This window comes from Streptomyces sp. 3330, assembly GCF_031456635.1.
In the GTDB taxonomy this organism is placed as follows: domain Bacteria; phylum Actinomycetota; class Actinomycetes; order Streptomycetales; family Streptomycetaceae; genus Streptomyces.
This window is the reverse complement of sequence record NZ_JAVDVA010000004.1, coordinates 324927-343490: the sequence shown is the minus strand read 5'-3', so window position 1 is coordinate 343490 and position 18564 is coordinate 324927. Positions and strand designations below refer to the sequence as shown.

Here is an 18564-nt window from a genome sequence, read left to right as displayed (position 1 = left end):
CCGACCTAAGGCGTGGTCTCGAACCACGTGGGTTCGTCGGCGAGCGCCTGCTTGATGCGGAACAGCTGCCGGTCCCGCATCGTCGGCAGCGTGTCCAGCGCGAACCAGCCCACCTCGACGGACTCGTCGTCGTTGACCCGCGCCTCGCCGCCCACCGCCCGGCAGCGGAAGGTGACGTCCATGAACTGGCAGGCGTCGCCGTTCGGATACTCGACCCGTCGGCCGGCGCGGATCAGGACGACGCGTTCGGGAACGCACCGCACGCCCGTCTCCTCGTGGACCTCCCGGACCGCGCAGTCCGCGGGCTGCTCGCCGGGCTCCGGGATGCCCGAGATCACGCACCATTCGTGGTTGTCCGCGCGTCGGCCGAGCAGCACCCGCCCCTCGTCGTCGAAGACGACGGCGCTGACGCCGGGGAGCCAGAGCAGTTGGTGGCCCGCGGAGGCCCGGATCTCGGTGATGAAGTCAGGAGTCGGCATGCGGCGAGCCTATCGGGGCCGCCCGGTCAGTCGGTGGTGCTCCGTCGGGCCCGCACCCCGGCGCCGATCGCCCAGCCCAGGCCGCCCGCGGCGACGAGCACCAGGGCGACCTCGGGCAGGATGCCGAGCTTCGTCGCCGGCGTCTCGGAGGAGCGCAGGGGCACCTTCTGCACCAGGGAGTCCGCGACGAACATCCCGGTCTTCTGGGTGATCTTCCCGTCCGGCATGATGATCGCGCTGACGCCGCTGGTGACGGGCACCGTCACGGTACGGCTGTGCTCGACGGCGCGGACCCGCGACATGGCCAGCTGCTGGTAGGTCATCTCGCTGCGGTCGAAGGTGGCGTTGTTGCTGGGCACGGAGATCAGCTGGGCGCCGTGGGTGACCGTGTCGCGCACGGCCCAGTCGAAGGCCGCCTCGTAGCAGGTGGCGAGGCCGACCTCGGTCCCGTCCATGTCGAACACACCCGGCTCGGCGCCCCGGCTGAAGTCCTGGCCGACCATGGAGGTCCAGTTCTCGTTGATGGCTCCGATGAACGAGCGCAGCGGGAGGTACTCGCCGAACGGCTGGACCTGCCGCTTGTCGTACGTCTGGGTGGGTCCCTTCACCGGGTCCCACAGGATCTGCTCGTTGTAGAGCTTGCCGTCCCGCTCGACCACGCCGCCGACCGAGATGGGCGCGCCGATCGCCTTGGCGGCCTTGTCGATGACGGCGGCGGCGTCGGCGTAGGCGAAGGGGTCGATGTCGGAGGAGTTCTCGGGCCACAGCACGAAGTCGGGCCGGGCGACCTTGCCCGCCTCGACCTCGGCGGCCAGCCGTTCCGTCTCGCGCGCGTGGTAGTCCAGCACGGCCCGGCGCTGGGCGTTGAACTCCAGACCCAGCCGGGGCACGTTGCCCTGGATGACGGCGACCGTCGCGGTGCCGTCCTGCGCCTTGTCGCTGACCAGCGAACGAGCGGCCACCGCGGCGACCACCGGGACGGCCACGCTCAGCAGCGCCAGGGCGGCCGCCGACCGCCGCACCTCGCCCGAGCGGCGCCGCTCCTGCACGAGGCGCACGACCTCGTACAGGCCGAAACCGCACAGGACGACGGCGAAGCCGAGGACGGGGGTGCCGCCGACCGCGGCGAGCGGCAGGAAGACGCCGTCCGCCTGACCGAAGGCGATCTTGCCCCAGGGGAAGCCGCGGAAGGGCACACGCGCGCGTGCCGCCTCACCGGCGACCCAGAGCGCCGCCGCCCACAGCGGCCAGGCCGGCAGCCTGGACACCGCCGCCACGCCCACGCCGACCAGCGCGACGAAGACCGCCTCGATGACCACCAGGGCGATCCAGGGGCCGGGGCCGACCTCGACGCCGGTCCACACCAGGAGCGGCAGCAGGAAACCCAGGCCGAAGAGGTAGCCGAGACCGAGGGCCGCCTTCCAGCTGCGCCCGCGCAGCACCCAGCCGAGGATGGCGAAGGCCGGGAGCGCCAGCCACCACAGGGTGCGCGGCGGGAAACTGACGTAGAGCAGCACTCCGGAGAGCGCCGCAGCGGCGGCCGGGACGAGGCGCAGGAGCCGCGCGCCGCGCGAGGCCCGCGCGGTCGGGGGCTCCAGCTGGTCCGGCTGGCCCACGGAAGTTGCGGTGACGGTCACTCCGGGAGTGTACGGCGAGTGACCTTTTGGCCGACAGCGCAGTCCGTGGGGGGGCCTCGCCGTCCGCGCAACCCGGTGCAACTCATCCACAAACCGCCCATCAGCGGTTACGGTGTGCCCGTGCTCCGGTCACGCGCGGGCGGCAGGGGTCCGTCACGCGGGCGGCAGGGGTCCGTCACGATGCAGGGCCGTCGGAATGCAGGGCCGTCACGGTCGGGGGGCGACCGGGTTCGGGGGGACGGGTGGGTTCCACAGGGATGACGTCCGCGGTCGGCGCCGCCGCGGACCGGGAAAGACGAAACGTTTCTGACGCGGCGGGCGTAGCCGTGCTCGGGGCCTGCGCCGCCTGGTCCCTGGTCACCGCGGCCGTGCACGACGGACGCCCCGAGGGCGTCCTGCTCGCGGTGCTGGCGGTCGCGGCCGGCTACGCGGCGGGACGGATCCTGGGCGTGCTGCTGCCGGTCGCCGCGCCCTGTGCCGCGGCACTGGCGGGGCTGACCCTGTCGGTGGCCCGGCCCCGGCTCGCCCCGGGCCCCGAGACCGTCGAGCCGCTGGGCCACGCGGGCGCCACCGCCGCGGTGCTGACCCTGTCGGCAGGGGCCGCGTGCTGCGCGGCCCGGGCGACGACCGCGCCCGCGCTCCGGCTCGGGCTGTGGGTGCTCGCCGCAGGCATCGCGGCCGCGGGGGCCTGCCTGGGCTCGACCACCGCCGTGCTGACCTGCTGCGCGGTGCTGCTGTGCTCCCTGGCCGCCGGCCGGATGCGCCGGGGGCCGACGCTCGCGGCCCTGGCGGTGGGCGCCGCCCTGGTGACGGGTCTGACCTGGGCGGTCGCCGGGAACGTGCTGTCCGGTGGCCTCGCCCGTTCGCTGACGGACCGGCTGACGGCGCACCGGGTCGATCTGTGGCGGGACGCCCTGGGCATGGCCCGGCGGGAGGCGGGACTCGGCGTGGGCCCCGGGCGCTTCGGGGAGCTGAGCGGCACGGCGGCGCAGTCGGCGCTGTCCGACGGCAAGCCGCACTCGGCGCCGCTCCAGCTGGCGGCGGAGCAGGGTGTCGTCGGCGTGCTCCTGCTCGCCGCGGCCTTCTGCTGGGTGCTGTTCGCCCTGTGGCGCGCGCCGCGCCCCACGCCGGTCGTCCTCACCACGGGTGCCACGCTCACTTGCCTGGCCGCGGTCGCCGCGATCGGCAACGCGCTGAGTTTCACCGCGGTGTCGGTCGGCGCGGGACTGCTCGCCGGTCTGGCGACGGCCCGGCCGCTCGCCGAGGAACCGGAGGCGCCCGCCTTCCGTCCCGAGTTCGGCCGGGACCTGCGCCACGACGACCACCCGGCCGCCTGACCTCGGCGCGTGCCGGGCGCGGGGGTCAGGGTGTGGCGTCCGGGGCGCCCGCCCGCAGGCGGTCCCTGATGACGCGCACCGCGGACTCCGCGTCGTCCACGGTGATCGTGAACGTGTGACCGTCCCAGAGCCGCAGCAGCACGCCCTCGCCGCGGCGGACCACGACGGCCGTGCCCTTCTCCGGCCGCCAGCGATAGCCCCAGCCGCCCCAGTGGCGCGGGGTGACGAGCGGGACGAAGTCGGCCCCGGCGACATGGGCCAGCGGGATCCGCCGACGCGGCAGCCCGATGTGGCCGCAGCGCACTTCCAGCGACTCCTTGTCCAGCTTCAGGTCGACGTGGACGAAGGCGAGGGTGCCGAAGAGCACCAGCAGCCCGGCGGCGATGCAGCCGACGACGGACATCGCGAGCGGGGCGGCGCCGGACGTCCACGCGGATTCGACGGCCAGTTCGATGCCGAGTGCCATACAGGCGGCGCCGACGAGCGCGAGCACCCACTGGAACCGGTTGGTGGCGCGCCCGGTCCAGACGTCGGGATGCGGGGCGTCGGCATGCGGGACGTCGGGAAGCGGGATGCTCTCGTCGTGGGGGTGGTCCCTCATATCCATGAGATTACTCAGGTTTCGCTGCGGCGGTAGCTCGTCGCGCAGGGTGACTGCTCCGCCCGGGCGGCGGACGCCCTGAGGGGCCGGTGCGAGATGCCGGGCCGGGCCCCTCGGTCACTGAGCGGGGCTGACCGCCTCCAGCAGTCGCCCTTCCGCGTAGGAGAGGGCCGGCGCCGGGAGAGCGCCTGGGCGGCCGCTGAGGAGGATGGTCACGGTGCCGAGCGCCGCCGCCTCGGGCGCCGGGCTCGCGCCGATCCGGCGGAGTGCCTGCGCGGCCACGGCGCCCGCCGAGCCGTGCAGGACGAGCGGCGGCCGCCCGGGCTGCTGCACGGCGGCGCGGATCCGGTCGGCGACCAGTTCGTAATGGGTGCAGCCCAGGACGACGGTCGTCACTTCCTCGGGGGTGAGCGCGGCGGCCGCGGCGACCGCCGCGTCGATCGCCGCCTCGTCCGCGTGCTCGACCGCTTCCGCCAGTCCCCAGCAGGGCACCTCGGCGACCGTGACGTCACCGGCGAAGTCCTCGATGAGGTTGCGCTGGTAGGGGCTGCCGGTGGTGGCGGGCGTGGCCCAGATCGCGACGGGACCGCCGCCGGCCGCGGCCGGCTTGATCGCCGGGACGGTGCCGATCACCGGGATGCCGGGTTCGAGGAGGGACCGCAGCGCGGGCAGGGCGTGCACGGTCGCCGTGTTGCAGCCGACGATGAGGGCCTCGGGCCGGTGCGCGGCGGCGGCCTCGGCGACGGCCACGGCACGCTCGGTGAGGTCCTGCGGGGTGCGGGGCCCCCAGGGCATGCCGTCGGGGTCGAGGGAGAGCACGAGATCGGCGTCGGGGCGCAGGCGCCGTACCGCGGCGGTGGCCGCCAGCAGGCCGATTCCGGAGTCCATGAGCGCGATCTTCACCCGGCCACCATAGACGATGTGCTCTCGCGGCCCGATGGCGTGGGGCAGACTGCGCGCGTGAGCGCCATCGTGTGGATCGCCGCCGTCACCCCGGCCGCCTGGCTGTGGCTGTTGCTCTGTCAGGGCTTCTTCTGGCGCACGGACGTCAGGCTCCCCCACCGGGAGGAACCGCGGGAGTGGCCCTCCGTCTGTGTCGTCGTCCCCGCGCGCGACGAGGCGGCGGTGCTGCCCGCGAGCCTGCCCTCACTGCTCGCGCAGGACTACCCGGGGCGGGCGGAGATCTTCCTCGTCGACGACGGCAGTTCGGACGGCACGGGAGAGCTGGCGCGCACGCTCGCGCGGCAGCGGGGCGGGCTCCCGCTCACCGTGGCCTCGCCCGGCGCGCCTCCCGCGGGCTGGACCGGGAAGCTGTGGGCGGTGCGTCACGGCATCGGCCTGGCACGCGCGCGTGAGCCCGAGTACCTCCTCCTCACCGACGCCGACATCGCGCACGCGCCCGACAGTCTGCGGGAGCTGGTGGCGGCCGCGCGCACCGGCGGGTTCGACGTCGTGTCGCAGATGGCCCGGCTGCGGGTGGAGAGCCTGTGGGAACGGCTGGTGGTACCCGCCTTCGTCTACTTCTTCGCGCAGCTCTACCCCTTCCGGCGGATCGGCCGACGTGGCGCGCGGACGGCGGCCGCCGCGGGCGGCTGCGTCCTGCTGCGCGCGGACGCGGCCGAGCGGGCGCGGATCCCGGACGCCATCCGGCACGCCGTCATCGACGACGTGGCGCTCGCGCGGGCGGTGAAGGGGGCGGGCGGCCACATCTGGCTGGGACTGGCCGACCGGGTGGACAGCGTGCGGCCGTACCCGGCGCTGCGCGACCTGTGGCGGATGGTCTCGCGCAGCGCCTACGCGCAGCTGCGGCACAGTCCGCTCCTGCTGGCCGGCACGGTCCTCGGCCTCGCGCTGGTGTACCTGGCCCCTCCGCTCGCCCTGCTCGGCGGGCTCGCCGCCGGCAGCACGGCCACCGCGGTGTGCGGCGGTGCGGCGTGGCTGGTGATGACCGGGACGTACGTCCCGATGCTGCGCTACTACCGTCAGCCGCTGTGGCTCGCCCCCCTGCTGCCGTTCACCGCGTTCCTCTATCTGCTGATGACGGTCGACTCCGCGGTCCAGCACCAGCGGGGACGCGGCGCGGCCTGGAAGGGCCGCACCTACGCCCGGCCGGACGCCGTCGCCGACGAGGGCTGAGCCGTCGCACCGGGGACCCCGCGCACAGGGCCCCGGTGGACCGACAGGACCGCTACTTCCGGCCCGGCGTCCAGTTCATGCCCCATCCGTAGGCGTAGTCGACGGTCCGCTGCGGGCTCACCCCGCGCTCGGGCACCAGGTAACGGGCCTCGCGCTGGACGACGAGGTCGCCCCCGTTGTTGGTGATCAGCGCGAGCGCGCAGACGGTCGAGGGGACCGTGCACTCGTCCAGGGAGAAGTCGATCGCGGCGCCGAACTGCGGTTGCAGCGTGACCGTGGCGTGCAGGTCGGCGAAGGAACGGGCGCCCTCGTAGATGGTCACGAAGACGAGGATCCGCCGGAAGTCGTTCTTGTGGTCGAGGTTCACGGTGAGGTTCTCACCGCTCGCCACGGCGCCGGTGCGGTCGTCGCCGTCGAGGTGGATGAACGGCGGTTGGTGCAGGGCGCCGAAGGCGTTGCCGAGGGCCTGGACCACGCCCTTGCGTCCGTCGGCGAGCTCGAACAGGGCGCACAGGTCGAGGTCGAGGTCGTTGTGCAGGGCGACCGCGCGGCCGCGCTTGCTGCCCCACCCCGAGAACTGCTTGCGCACCTCCCAGTTCAGGTTCACGCGCAGGGCGCCCGACGTGCCGCCCTGCTTGCTCAGGGACACCGACGGGGCGGACTTGGTCAGGGTCACCTTGGTCAGCCGGACCGGAGCGACGGGCGGCGCCGGCGGCGGAGGCGGCGGGGCCTGGTGGACGGGCGGGGGCACCGTGGCCGGGAAGGCGGGCATGGTCGGCTGCTGGGACGGCGGCGACGGAGGGGCCTGCCAGGTCGCCGGGGCAGGAGCCGGGGCCGGGGCCGGGGCGGGCGCCCGCTGCGGCTCGTCCACGGTGATCCCGAAATCGGTGGCCAGGCCTTCGAGGCCGCTGCTGTAGCCCTGCCCGACCGCCCGGAACTTCCAGGCGCCCTGACGGCGGTAGAACTCCCCCAGCACGAAAGCCGTCTCCACCGTCGCGCCGGCGCTGTCGAACCGGGCCACCACGGTGCCCTGCCCCGCGTCCCGTACCTCGATGTAGAGGTCCGGCACCTGACCGAACGAGCCGCCGTCGGTCGAGGCCGCCAGGACGACGGTCTCGATCGCGGGCTCCACGCGCGCGAGGTCGACGAGCAGGCTGTCGGTCACCCGGCCCCCGGCGTCGCGCTTGCCCTCGTGACGGACGGCTCCTGAGGAGTGGGCCGGCTGGTTGTAGAAGACGAAGTCCGCGTCGGAACGGACCTTGCCGCCCACCAGCAGCAGCGCCGACGCGTCCGTGTCCGGGACGCCCGTTCCCGAGCGCCAGCCCAGTTCGACCCGCAGTGCCGTGGTCGGCACCGGAGCATTGGACCCCTTCGACATTGACATGTACGCCCCCATCGCGTGTCAGTGCACCAGGCCGCACGCCTCGGCACCCTCGGGTTGTCTTTCCGGCCAACCTATTGCGCGTGACGGTGAACGCCCATCGGGAGCGCAGGATCAGCCCGGGCCGACCGCCGGTAACCCGCTCGGAACTCGGTTTTTACACGATCGGAAGCACGCTCGCCGTCCTTTTTTCCCAAGTTCGCTCGCATTGGGGGTCCCAGGCCACTGCGGACACGGAAATCAACCCTCTTATCGGTCTCCCCAACCAGCACATCGTGGGCTTAACTTATGTGCCATGACCTCCCCCCGCTCCACCTATGGCGGCGGCTACTACGCCTCCTTCCCGGACACTCCGATCTACGACTCGCTCGTGGCCGAGCGGGGCACCCCGCAGATCGCCCCGATCCGGGTCCCCGCCGCGTACGACATGGGCAGCAGCAACCTGCCCGCGCTGCCGTCGGCACTGCCCGCCCTCCCGGCCGGCCCCTCCCCGTACGGCTACCCGCAGGCGCAGCAGCCCGCGCCGTTGCAGCAGGCTCCGGCCGCGTACATCCCGCAGCAGGCCGCCGCGCCGCGCGGCTATCCCGGACCCCAGGCGCAGCAGCAGCCGCGCCCGGCGGGCCCCGGCACGGGCTACGACGCCATGCGCCCGGCCGCTCCCCGGCCCGCCGCGCCCCAGTACCAGGACCCGTACAACCAGCAGTACCGGGGGTACTGAGCCCACGGGGTCGTCGGCGCCACCTGGCAGGATGACCCCATGGGGCATGTACAGCTGCTGTCGATACACGTTCATCCGGTCAAGGCGTTCCGGGGCCAGGCTCCCCAGGAGGTCGTCGTGGAGCCCTGGGGGCCGGCCGGGGACCGACGCTGGGCGCTGATCGACCACGGGGGAAAGGTCGTCACCCAACGTCAGCAGCCGCGCCTCGCACTGGCCGCCGCCGAGCTCCTGCCCGGCGGCGGCGTACGGCTGTCGGCGCCCGGTCTGGAGCCGCTGACCGTGCCGGTGCCCGAGCCGGTGGGCACGGTGTCGATGGAGATCTTCCGGGACAAGGTGGAGGGGGTCCTCGCCGACGACGCCGCGCACGCCTGGTGCAGCGCGTATCTCGGCGCCGACGTGCGGTTGGTGCACATGGACGACCCCGCGACCCGCCGGCCCGTCGACCCCGGCCACGCGCGGCCCGGCGAGACCGTCGCCTTCGCCGACGGATATCCGCTGCTGGCCACCACGACCGCGTCCCTCGACGCCCTCAACTCGCTGATCGCGCAGGGCGATCACGCCGAGGAGGGTCCGCTGCCGATGAACCGCTTCCGGCCCAACCTGGTCCTGACGGGCGCCGACGCGTGGGCGGAGGACGGCTGGTCGCGCCTCGCCGTCGGCGAGGTCGAATTCCGGGTCGCCAAGCCGTGCGGCCGCTGCGTCGTGACCACCACCGACCAGGACACCGCGACCCGCGGCAAGGAACCGCTCCACACCCTGGGCCGGCACCGGCGACTCGACGGCAAGCTGATCTTCGGACAGAACCTGGTGCCGCTCGGTCGCGGCACGATCAGAGTCGGCGACGCGGTGCGCGTCATCGCATAGTTCCGGCCTGGTTCAAAGGCCTTGGCGATCCGTGGGAACCCCCGCCCGGTCCCGGGGCGTTGAGACGGGGTGAGAAGTTCATGAGAGGTCCCGGGCCCTGGTGATGTCGCTCTCTCTTTCCCCGGGCTCGCGCGTGAACGGCTCCGACGGGGGTTATCACGGAGCGGGAAGGGGGTGCGGGCGGTGCGAGCGATCGGCGGAATCTGGCGCTGGCGACACAACCCGCTGCGCCGTACGACGGATCTGGTCGAGGCGTGGGTGGCCTTGTCCGCCTTGTCGCTGATCCTTCTCGTCGCGCCCGTGGTGGGTTCCCTCGTCGGCGCCGTGGCGCAGGACGTCCTCCAGCAGTCGGTCCACGAGCAGCGGCAGTCCCGTCACCAGGTCACGGCCACCGTGGTGCGGCAGGTGGCCGGTTCGCCGCTGGACGTGGAACCGGAGACGACCACCGGCCGGGAGGCCCGCGCACGGGTCGTCGCGAACTGGACGGCGCCGGACGGCACGGCACGGCACGGCACGGTCCTGGCGGGCCTCAAGGCCCCGCGCGGCGGCGACCACTTCGCGATGTGGACGGACGGGCACGGCACTCCGGTGGGCCGCCCGCTGGACTCCGCCACGGCGACGACGCACGCCGTGCTCGCGGGCTTCGGCGCGGCCCTGCTCACCGCGGCCGCCGTCGAGGGCGCCAGACGGCTGATCGTCTGGCGTCTGGTCCGTCGCCGGTACGCCCGTTGGGACCAGGCCTGGGACCGGGCGGGCCCGGACTGGGGGCGCACCGGCACCGGCAGCTGACGGCCTTCCGTCTCTGGTCAACCCACCACCCGCGCGCACGCTACGGTGGTCCGGCCGAAGCATTCGGCATCAACCCGCGTACCACGAGGTGGGGGCACATCAACGCCATGGCACAGGGCACGGTCCAGGTGACGCACACCGGCACATCGAGGTGGCGGCGCCGCACGGGTGAGTACGCATCGCTCGCCGCCGCCCTGGAGGCCGCGGCCGAGGGTGACGTCCTCACCATCGCTCCCGGGACCTACCGGGAGAACCTGGTCGTCGAGCGGTCGGTGACGCTGCGCGGCCCCGAGGGCTCGCCCGGTTCCGTGCGTCTCGCGCCCCTGGACGGGGTGCCGTTGACCGTACGGGCCTCGGCGGTGGTACAGGACCTGCACGTCGAGGGCCAGGACGCGGCCGCGCCCGCGGTGCTCGTCGAGGACGGCACACCGGAGCTGCTGGACGTACGGATCGTCACGCGGTCCGCGGCGGGCATCGAGGTGCGCGGCGACGCCCGCCCGACGGTGCGCCGGTGCACCGTGGACAATCCGGCGGGCATCGGCATCGCCGTGGTCGACGGCGGCGGCGGTGTCTTCGAGGAGTGCGAGGTCGTCGCGGCGGGTCAGGCCGGCGTCTCGGTGCGCGGCGGCGCCCACCCCCGGCTGGAGCGCTGCCGGGTGCACCACACGTCGGGCGCGGGTCTGAGCGCGACCGGCGACAACTCCTCCCTGGAGGCGGTCGGCTGCGAGGTCTACGAGGTCAGGGGCAGCGGTGTCCAGATCACCGCCCGGGCCACCGCGCACCTCACCGACTGCGATGTGCACCGCACGACCTCCGACGGCGTCACGCTCGACACGGACGCCGTGCTCACCCTGGCCGACTGCCGGATCCACGACATCCCGGAGAACGCGGTCGACCTGCGTTCGCGCTCCGTGCTGACGCTGACCCGCACGACGGTGCGTCAGTTCGGCCGCAACGGACTGTCGGTGTGGGACCCGGGCACACGGGTGGACGCCAACCAGTGCGAGATCTTCGACAGCACCGGTGACTACCCGGCCGTCTGGGTCAGTGACGGCGCCACCGCGGTCCTCGACTCCTGCCGGGTGCACGACGTGCCCGACGCCCTGTTCGTCCTCGACCGGGGCTCGCGCGCGGACGTCGTCGACAGCGACCTGTCCCAGGTGCGCAACACGGCCGTGTCGGTGAGCGACGGGGCGACCGCCCAGCTCGACGACTGCCGGATCAGGGACGCGGCGACCGGCGCGTGGTTCCGCGACCACGGCAGCGGCGGCACCCTCAACAACTGCACCGTGGACAGCACCCAGACCGGCGTGATCGTCACCAAGGGCGCCGACCCCACCGTCGAGCGCTGCACCGTCGACTCCCCCGCCGAGGCCGGGTTCTACGTGTCGGCCGGCGGCCGCGGCACCTTCCTGAACTGCCGGGTGACGAACAGCGGCGGCTACGGCTTCCACGTCATAGACGGCAGCCGTACGACGTTGCGCAAGTGCCGCACGGAGCGCTGCGCGCGCGGCGGTTACGAGTTCGCCGACGCCGGCGCGGACGCGGGCCCGGGCTCCGGTCCCGTGGTCGAGGACTGCACCAGCGACGAGAGCGCGGGCGTGCGGACGCCCGGGGCCGCGGCGGCCCCGGAACCGGCGGTGCAGACGACCGTCCAGTCGCCCGGTCTGCTGGGTTCGGTCCCCGGGCAGCGGGTCACCGCGCCGGAGCCCCAGCAGGCCTCCGGTGAGGCGGACAGGCCGGTGCGGACCTCGAAGGACGTGCTCGGCGAGTTGGACACGCTGGTGGGCCTGGAGAGCGTCAAGCGCGAGGTGCGGGCCCTCATCGACATGATCGAGGTGGGCCGGCGCCGTCAGCAGGCGGGGCTCAAGGCGGCGTCCGTCAAGCGCCATCTGGTCTTCACCGGCTCCCCCGGCACCGGCAAGACGACGGTCGCCCGGCTCTACGGCGAGATCCTCGCCGCCCTGGACGTGCTGGAGAAGGGCCATCTCGTCGAGGTGTCCCGCGTCGACCTGGTCGGCGAGCACATCGGCTCGACGGCGATCCGCACCCAGGAGGCCTTCCAACGGGCGCACGGCGGTGTGCTGTTCATCGACGAGGCGTACGCGCTGTCGCCGGAGGACGCGGGCCGCGACTTCGGCAAGGAGGCGATCGACACCCTGGTGAAGCTGATGGAGGACCAGCGGGACTCCGTGGTGGTGATCGTGGCGGGCTACACGGCGGAGATGGAGCGCTTCCTCTCGGTCAACCCCGGTGTGGCGTCCCGTTTCTCCCGGACCATCACCTTCGGCGACTACGGCCCCGACGAGCTGCTGCGGATCGTGGAGCAGCAGGCCGAGGAGCACGAGTACCGGCTCGCTCCGGGCACCGCGGACGCTCTGCTGAAGTACTTCACCCAGCTGCCCAAGGGGCCCGCGTTCGGCAACGGCCGCACCGCGCGCCAGACGTTCGAGGCGATGGTGGAGCGGCACGCCGGCCGGGTCGCCCAGGTGACCGAACCGAGCACGGACGACCTGACCCTGCTGTACGCGGAGGACCTGCCCGAGCTGCCCTGAGCGTTCAGGCGCGCTGCTGGGGCAGCTCGGGTCGCAGCCGTCCCAGCAGCTTCTCGCGCTCCTGCGCGAACGCCGGGTCGGCCTGGTAGTCGGAGTGGCCCAGGACGGGCGCGGGCAGCGGATGCTCCTCGGTGCGGCCGTACGCCAGCGGGTCCGCGAGGGGTTCGCGGTCCACCTGGGGGCCGCAGTCGTCGCCGTCCAGCCGGACCGGGCCGCCGATGGGGTCGGTGAGCCGGTACAGGTTGCGCCAGCAGGCGATGTCCTCGTGCAGGGCGGCGAGCGCGGCCGGCCCGAAGTGGGCCGGGAACCAGCGGCCGTAGAGGCGCTCGATCGGGGAGCCGTAGGTGAGCAGGGCGACCCGTCTGCGGTCGGAGGGTTTCAGCTGCCAGGCCGCGGCCGCCGCGAGGACGCTGCCCTGGGAGTGGCCGGAGATCACCAGGCGTCCTCCCGTGGCGCGCGTCCAACTGGCCATCCGCCAGGTCAGGTCGGGGACCGCGCGCTCCGCGTAGCAGGGCGGGGCGAAGGGATGCGCGGCGCGCGGCCAGAAGGTGCCGACGTCCCAGAGGATGCCGATCGTGCGCCGCGCGGAGGGGTCCTTGTAGGCGCGCCTGCCCCAGGTGACGAAGAGGACGAAGCCGAGGCCGATGAGCCAGGAGCCCATCGCCTGCGCGGTCTGGGCGGCGCCCTGGACGAAGGGCTGGGCCCCGTCCCCGGCGCGGACCGGGGTCCTGCCGGTGGCGAAGGCACCGACGAGTGCGCCCGCGCCGAGGAGCAGCGTGGCGGTGGAGACGACGGCGACGAGGAGCGGGCCGCGGTCGGTGAGCGTGGCCATCGCGCGGGCGCGGGCGATGCGACGGGTGCGGGCCGGGTCGCCCGGACCGACGCCGTACTCGCGGCCGACCGCGTCCTCCTCGGCCCGGGTGAGCAGCCAGGTCTGCCGGCCGAGCAGGGCGCACAGCGACAGCAGGACGGCGAGCAGCACGGGGATGACGGAAGCCTGCCAGGTCAGGAGGACGGGCGGTCCGTCGAGGAACGTCCCGGTGCCGTCCAGCCAGTCCGACACGCGCTGCGACACTCCTCCGGACATGACCCCGCCGAGCGCACAGGCGAGCATCGCGACGGCGGGCCCGCCGAGCCCGCGCAGGGCGCAGCGCTCCTGCTGGGCGAGCTGGACGCGCTCGACGGCGGTGGCCCCGTCCGGGTCCGGCTGCGCGGAGCGCTCCCGCGGACAGTGGTGCAGGACGCGGGCGACGGCCGCGAGGGCGATCACCAGGGCGCCCTGGGCGAGAGCGAGTCCGCCGAAGGTCGCGTCGCCCGGGAGGCGGCCCGCGGAGTGCCAGCCGGGGCGCTCCCAGCCGGCGTACACCAGGGTGAGGGCGAGCAGGACGAGGGCGGCCAGCGGCAGCCGGTGGACGAGGTGCGCGTCGACGCGGCGGTCGAGGCGGTGCTCGCTGCGGCCCCTGCGGCACACCACCCACACCGTGGCCAGCGCGCCCGCCACCAGGGACGCCTCCAGCAGCCGGCCGAGACCGTCGAGGAGGGCGGGACCGCCGGGTCGGCGGTCCTGGCGTACGGCCGCCGTGCCGACGGCCGCGGCCACCGTCAGCAGTCCGGCCGCGGTGTGCGCCGCGCGCAGACGGGCCACCAGCCGGCGCCCGTACCAGAAGCCGGGGCGGCCGAGGGCCGTGTGGGCGGGGCCGTTCTCGGGTTCGGACGCGCGGTCGAGGGGCTCCTGGGACTCGTAGGCGCGCCAGGTGCGGTGGGACAGGTACCAGAGGAGTCCGACGAGGGCGGTCGGGACCAGGGCGGCGAGGGCGAGCCGGCGGCCCGGCAGGCTCCACCAGCCGCCGTCGGAGACCGCGGGCGAGAGGAAGCCCAGCCAGGAGTGACGCTCCGCGCAGGCGGTCGTGCCCGCGCACTGCCAGGCGGTCAGGTCGAGGGCGACCTCGCAGGCCGCGGCGACCAGCAGCACCGTCAGGCTGAGCGCCGCGAGCCGCACGAGCAGCCCGTACAGCCGCACCGCGCGGCTGCCCTCCCGTGCGGCGGGGCGCATCCAGTGGGCGAGGTTGACGACCATGAACGGCAGCAGCAGGAGCCACAGGGCGCGGGTGCCGTTGCCGGAGGTGAGGTTGGACCACACGTAGGCCTCGGGGACCGGCGCGTCGCGGCCTCGGTCCTCGGCGGTGTCCGCGGTGACGTCGTCGGCGCGGCGGAACACGGCCGCCGTGTGGTCACCGGTGATCCGCACGGTGCGCGGGTCGTTGAGCATCTTCTCGGGCGTGGCGCCACCCACGCCGTGGACCAGGAGTTCCAGGGCCGTTCTGTCGGCTGAGGCACGTTCCACTGTTCGCACTTCCCCCGTGACACGCCTTCGACATGTGTCCGCGCGGACATAAGGATCGCCACTTCGACGGCTTGATACACCTCCCGTCACGGAACCTCCGCGGACCGGGTGGGGAACGCCCACGCCACACGGGGGTGGCATGCACGCGTCGGGGTGGTGGACCACCTGTGAGCAAGCCGTGCGAGGATGGGACGCCCCCGCACCGGAATCGGCGAGAATGGCCTTGTCGGAGCAGGTGAGCGGGCCTGGCGGACGGGTCGAGGGAAAGGACCGGAGCGTACGTGAGTGAGAATCAGAACCTCCTCGCGGAGCAGCGCCGCGCCCTGATCCTGGACGAGGTACGCCGCCGGGGCGGTGTCCGGGTCAACGAGCTGACCCGCAAGCTCGGCGTGTCGGACATGACGGTGCGCCGCGACCTCGACGCGCTGGCGCGCCAGGGTGTGCTGGAGAAGGTGCACGGCGGTGCGGTGCCGGTCGTGGAGGCGAGCACGCACGAGCCGGGCTTCGAGGCGAAGTCGGGTCTCGAACTGACCGCCAAGGAGGACATCGCCAAGGCCGCGGCGGAACTCGTCGCGCCGGGCAGCGCCATCGCACTGTCGGGCGGTACGACGACGTACGCGCTGGCGCACCATCTGGTGGACGTGCCCGATCTGACCGTGGTGACCAACTCGGTGCGGGTGGCCGACGTCTTCCACGTGGCGCAGCGCACCTCGGGCCCCCGGCAGGGCGCGGCCACGGTGGTGCTGACCGGCGGGGTGCGCACGCCCTCCGACTCGCTGGTGGGTCCGGTCGCCGACCAGGCCATCGCGGCGCTCCACTTCGACGTGCTGTTCCTCGGTGTGCACGGGATATCGGCCGAGGCCGGGCTGTCGACGCCGAACCTCGCGGAGGCCGAGACCAACCGGCGCCTGGTGCAGTCGGCGCGCCGGGTCGTGGTGGTCGCGGACCACACCAAGTGGGGTGTGGTGGGCCTGAGTTCGTTCGCGGCGCTGGAGCAGGTCGACACGCTGGTGACGGACGAGGGGTTGCCGGAGGCGGCGCGCGTGGAGGTCGCCGAGCACCTGCGGCGGCTGGTGGTCGCGGGCGAGCCCGGTGAGGGTACAGACATCTGACGGTCCTGCGGCTAGGGTGACGCACCCGTTTCCTCACCCTGGGGGTTGTGCGCATGGCTCACCGGCTGCGCCCCGAAGGACTCGCGTTCGTCGAGACCGCTCCCGTACGGCTGGTCTTCGCCCGGGAGACGGCCGCTCCCCCTGAGCTCGTCTTCCGCGCCCTCGCCGAGGACGTGTCCGGCTGGGCGGAGTGGTTCCCGGCGGTGGCGTCCGTGCGGCCCCTGGACGACGGCGCGGGGCGCGACGTACGGCTCAGGGGCGGCACGCGTTTCCGGGAGACGGTGCTCGTGGCGAAGGAGCCGGAGCTGTACGCCTACCGCGTGGACGTGACCAACGCGCCGGGCGTCCGGGCGCTGGTCGAGGAGTGGCGGCTGGCTCCGGCCGGGGCGGGGACCCGGGTGCAATGGACGTTCGCCGCCGACGGCAACGGGGCGTTCCGGGCGGGTCTGCGGCTGGCGCGGGCCGGTCTGGGCCGGTCGTTCCGGGGCGCGGTGACGAAGCTGGAGCGCCGGCTCGCCCCGTGAGGGGCCCGGCCCGACGGCGCGGGAGTCCCGCAGGTCAGGCCGGCCACACGCCGGTGGCCAGCAGTGATGCGATCGCGGCGGTGTACGGGGCGATGTCGAGGCCCTGCTCGGCGAGCCAGTCGTCGGAGTAGTACTTGTCGAGGTAGCGGTCGCCCGGGTCGCACAGCAGGGTGACGACGCTGCCGCGCTGTCCCTCGGCCACCATCTCGGCGACGATCTTCAACGCGCTCCACAGTCCCGTGCCGGTGGAACCGCCCGCCTTGCGGCCGATGGCCCGTTCCAGGGCGCGCACGGCGGCGACGCTGGCCGCGTCCGGCACCTTCATCATCCGGTCGACGGCGCCGGGCACGAAGCTGGGTTCCATGCGCGGGCGGCCGATGCCCTCGATGCGCGAGCCGCAGTCGCAGGTGACGTCCGGATCGCCGGTGGTCCAGCCCTCGAAGAAGCAGGAGTTCTCGGGGTCGGCGACGCAGATGCGGGTGTTGCGCTGGGTGTAGTGGACGTACCGGGCGAGGGTCGCGGAGGTGCCGCCGGTGCCGGCCGTGGCCACGATCCAGGCGGGCTCCGGGAACCGCTCCCACTCCAGTTGGCGGAAGATGGATTCGGCGATGTTGTTGTTTCCGCGCCAGTCCGTGGCCCGTTCGGCGTAGGTGAACTGGTCCATGTAGTGGCCGCCGCTGTCGGCCGCGAGGCGGGCGGACTCCTCGTACATCGTGCGGGAGTCGTCCACGAAGTGGCACTGGCCGCCGTGGAACTCGATCAGGCGGATCTTCTCGGCGCTCGTCGTGCGCGGCATGACCGCGATGAAGGGCACGCCGATCAGCTTGGCGAAGTACGCCTCGGAGACGGCCGTCGAACCGCTGGACGCCTCGATCACCGGGCGGCCCGGCCGGATCCAGCCGTTGCACAGCCCGTACAGGAAGAGGGAGCGGGCGAGCCGGTGCTTGAGGCTGCCGGTGGGGTGGGTCGACTCGTCCTTGAGATACAGGTCGATGCCCCACTTCTCGGGGATCGGGAAGCGCAGGAGATGGGTGTCGGCCGAGCGGTTGGCGTCGGCCTGGACCTTGCGGACGGCTTCTTTCAGCCAGTCACGGTAGGCGGTGTCGCTGCGGTCGACGTCGAGGGTGGCGCCGGTCCTGCTGTGCTGGGAGGTGGTCACGGCGGGGCTCCTTCAGGCTTCGCGCCGACGGTGGTCCGCGCGGCCGACACACCGATCATAATCACCGGCCACACGCTTCTCACCTGCATAAACACACCTTTGGGTGTCTCAAAGCCGACCCTGGGGGGCGGCTTCGGGCGCGTGGGGGCGCATTCCGGCGAATGCTCCCGGACAGGTACCGCCGAGGCGTCGTGCGCACTGGTGCTCGACGGCGGGCGCGGGCAGACTGCACCGGGTCGGGCGAGGGCCCGGACGGGGCGATGACGCCGGTCCGGACGCGGGTCCGGACGGGGGCGCGCACGGGACCGAGGACGGGTTCGATCACGACGCGGGCTGGATCACGACCCACGCGGGTGCACGGTTCGGCTCGCCCAGGCACACGAGGGGGCGGGAAGGCATGGCGGAGCCGGAGTTCACGGCTACGGGCGTGCGCATCGGCAAGCGGCTGCGTTCGCTCACCCGAGCCGGCCAGGTCCGGATCAGCGACGGCAGGCTGGAGCTGCTGACCAGCTACGGCAGCGAGATCGACAGCGCGCCCGTGCAGGCGGTCCGCGCCTCCAGGCCCTGGTTCGCGCCGGAGGACCGGGCGCTGGCCGACCTCAACGGCAAGCGGTACCTGCTGACGCTCGGCGACCACGACCCCGCTCCGGGCGAGCCGGGGCCGCCTGCGGCGCGCCGCTTCATCGAGGCCGTGCGCCGGGCGGCGGGGCGCGGCGGCTGAGCCGGCGCCGACGAGGGCCGGACGGGTGGCCGGGCCGACGCGAGTTGCGGCACCGAGCCCACTGCGCCACTCTGGTCTCACGTCACTCTGGGTTTACCGGCGATAACGCTGCGAACCAGCCCGCCGGCCACGACAGCAGGCGGACGCCTTGCGCAGACGCTCTGCTCGATCCGAATCCCGTGTTCTTCCGGACCTAAGTCGGGGAGT

At 73.6% G+C, this 18564-nt stretch carries 16 protein-coding genes; 9 read left to right on the top strand and 7 right to left on the bottom strand.

Going from position 1 to position 18564, the window contains the following annotated elements; genetic code table 11:
• Positions 1-5: 5 nt before the first annotated feature.
• Together J2X68_RS09590 and lnt are read right to left on the bottom strand one after the other, a co-directional pair.
• Positions 6-479 carry an NUDIX domain-containing protein gene (locus J2X68_RS09590; protein ID WP_310432037.1) on the bottom strand — a complete coding sequence of 158 codons (474 nt, stop codon included), beginning with the start codon at positions 477-479 and terminating at the stop codon, positions 6-8.
• A gap of 26 nt (positions 480-505) precedes the next feature.
• Positions 506-2116, bottom strand: coding sequence for an apolipoprotein N-acyltransferase (lnt, locus tag J2X68_RS09585; protein WP_310432036.1), 1611 nt, complete (start codon positions 2114-2116; stop codon positions 506-508).
• 257 nt (positions 2117-2373) lie between these two features.
• Between lnt and J2X68_RS09580 the strand changes: the two genes are divergently transcribed.
• Positions 2374-3453 carry an O-antigen ligase family protein gene (locus J2X68_RS09580; RefSeq protein WP_310432035.1) on the top strand — a complete coding sequence of 360 codons (1080 nt, stop codon included), beginning with the start codon at positions 2374-2376 and terminating at the stop codon, positions 3451-3453.
• 25 nt (positions 3454-3478) lie between these two features.
• Here J2X68_RS09580 and J2X68_RS09575 read toward each other — a convergent pair whose 3' ends face one another.
• A complete protein-coding gene (locus J2X68_RS09575; RefSeq protein ID WP_310432034.1) occupies positions 3479-4054 on the bottom strand; it encodes a hypothetical protein in 576 nt (191 codons plus the stop codon).
• A 117-nt stretch (positions 4055-4171) separates the two neighbouring features.
• Positions 4172-4957, bottom strand: coding sequence for an aspartate/glutamate racemase family protein (locus tag J2X68_RS09570; protein ID WP_310432033.1), 786 nt, complete (start codon positions 4955-4957; stop codon positions 4172-4174).
• A gap of 39 nt (positions 4958-4996) precedes the next feature.
• Here J2X68_RS09570 and J2X68_RS09565 point away from each other — a divergent pair, with 39 nt between their 5' ends.
• The gene (locus J2X68_RS09565) at positions 4997-6190 is read left to right on the top strand and encodes a glycosyltransferase (protein ID WP_399039589.1); all 1194 of its coding nucleotides are present in this window, start codon (positions 4997-4999) and stop codon (positions 6188-6190) included.
• Between the two features lie 52 nt (positions 6191-6242).
• Here J2X68_RS09565 and J2X68_RS09560 read toward each other — a convergent pair whose 3' ends face one another.
• A complete protein-coding gene (locus J2X68_RS09560) occupies positions 6243-7568 on the bottom strand; it encodes a TerD family protein (RefSeq protein WP_310432142.1) in 1326 nt (441 codons plus the stop codon).
• 298 nt (positions 7569-7866) lie between these two features.
• Here J2X68_RS09560 and J2X68_RS09555 point away from each other — a divergent pair, with 298 nt between their 5' ends.
• The 4 genes from J2X68_RS09555 to J2X68_RS09540 all read left to right on the top strand — a co-directional run bounded on the left by J2X68_RS09555 (position 7867) and on the right by J2X68_RS09540 (position 12497).
• The gene (locus J2X68_RS09555; protein ID WP_310432031.1) at positions 7867-8289 is read left to right on the top strand and encodes a DUF6643 family protein; all 423 of its coding nucleotides are present in this window, start codon (positions 7867-7869) and stop codon (positions 8287-8289) included.
• 39 nt (positions 8290-8328) lie between these two features.
• Positions 8329-9153 carry an MOSC N-terminal beta barrel domain-containing protein gene (locus J2X68_RS09550; RefSeq protein ID WP_310432030.1) on the top strand — a complete coding sequence of 275 codons (825 nt, stop codon included), beginning with the start codon at positions 8329-8331 and terminating at the stop codon, positions 9151-9153.
• Positions 9154-9336: 183 nt separating this feature from the next.
• On the top strand, positions 9337-9942 hold the full coding sequence (locus J2X68_RS09545) for a hypothetical protein (RefSeq protein WP_310432029.1): 606 nt from the start codon (positions 9337-9339) through the stop codon (positions 9940-9942).
• A gap of 107 nt (positions 9943-10049) precedes the next feature.
• On the top strand, positions 10050-12497 hold the full coding sequence (locus J2X68_RS09540) for a right-handed parallel beta-helix repeat-containing protein (RefSeq protein ID WP_310432028.1): 2448 nt from the start codon (positions 10050-10052) through the stop codon (positions 12495-12497).
• Between the two features lie 4 nt (positions 12498-12501).
• Here the strand turns inward: J2X68_RS09540 and J2X68_RS09535 are convergent, their stop codons facing one another.
• Positions 12502-14841, bottom strand: coding sequence for a hypothetical protein (locus J2X68_RS09535; RefSeq protein ID WP_310432027.1), 2340 nt, complete (start codon positions 14839-14841; stop codon positions 12502-12504).
• Between the two features lie 281 nt (positions 14842-15122).
• Between J2X68_RS09535 and J2X68_RS09530 the strand changes: the two genes are divergently transcribed.
• On the top strand, positions 15123-15953 hold the full coding sequence (locus J2X68_RS09530) for a DeoR/GlpR family DNA-binding transcription regulator (RefSeq protein WP_310432026.1): 831 nt from the start codon (positions 15123-15125) through the stop codon (positions 15951-15953).
• Between the two features lie 53 nt (positions 15954-16006).
• Positions 16007-16477 (top strand): SRPBCC family protein, encoded by a 471-nt coding sequence (locus J2X68_RS09525; protein ID WP_310432141.1) that lies wholly within the window; start codon positions 16007-16009, stop codon positions 16475-16477.
• A 34-nt stretch (positions 16478-16511) separates the two neighbouring features.
• Here the strand turns inward: J2X68_RS09525 and J2X68_RS09520 are convergent, their stop codons facing one another.
• Positions 16512-17636 carry a PLP-dependent cysteine synthase family protein gene (locus tag J2X68_RS09520; RefSeq protein WP_310432025.1) on the bottom strand — a complete coding sequence of 375 codons (1125 nt, stop codon included), beginning with the start codon at positions 17634-17636 and terminating at the stop codon, positions 16512-16514.
• Positions 17637-18033: 397 nt separating this feature from the next.
• Between J2X68_RS09520 and J2X68_RS09515 the strand changes: the two genes are divergently transcribed.
• The gene (locus J2X68_RS09515; protein WP_054240675.1) at positions 18034-18357 is read left to right on the top strand and encodes a hypothetical protein; all 324 of its coding nucleotides are present in this window, start codon (positions 18034-18036) and stop codon (positions 18355-18357) included.
• Positions 18358-18564 lie beyond the last annotated feature (207 nt).

What these genes read in the sequence shown, in the direction of transcription:
- J2X68_RS09590 (WP_310432037.1), bottom strand. Translation starts at nt 479, where the DNA reads ATGCCGACTCCTGACTTCATCACCGAGATCCGGGCCTCCGCGGGCCAC.
- J2X68_RS09580 (WP_310432035.1), top strand. Translation starts at nt 2,374, where the DNA reads ATGACGTCCGCGGTCGGCGCCGCCGCGGACCGGGAAAGACGAAACGTT.
- J2X68_RS09575 (WP_310432034.1), bottom strand. Translation starts at nt 4,054, where the DNA reads ATGAGGGACCACCCCCACGACGAGAGCATCCCGCTTCCCGACGTCCCG.
- J2X68_RS09560 (WP_310432142.1), bottom strand. Translation starts at nt 7,568, where the DNA reads ATGTCGAAGGGGTCCAATGCTCCGGTGCCGACCACGGCACTGCGGGTC.
- J2X68_RS09555 (WP_310432031.1), top strand. Translation starts at nt 7,867, where the DNA reads ATGACCTCCCCCCGCTCCACCTATGGCGGCGGCTACTACGCCTCCTTC.
- J2X68_RS09550 (WP_310432030.1), top strand. Translation starts at nt 8,329, where the DNA reads ATGGGGCATGTACAGCTGCTGTCGATACACGTTCATCCGGTCAAGGCG.
- J2X68_RS09540 (WP_310432028.1), top strand. Translation starts at nt 10,050, where the DNA reads ATGGCACAGGGCACGGTCCAGGTGACGCACACCGGCACATCGAGGTGG.
- J2X68_RS09525 (WP_310432141.1), top strand. Translation starts at nt 16,007, where the DNA reads ATGGCTCACCGGCTGCGCCCCGAAGGACTCGCGTTCGTCGAGACCGCT.
- J2X68_RS09515 (WP_054240675.1), top strand. Translation starts at nt 18,034, where the DNA reads ATGGCGGAGCCGGAGTTCACGGCTACGGGCGTGCGCATCGGCAAGCGG.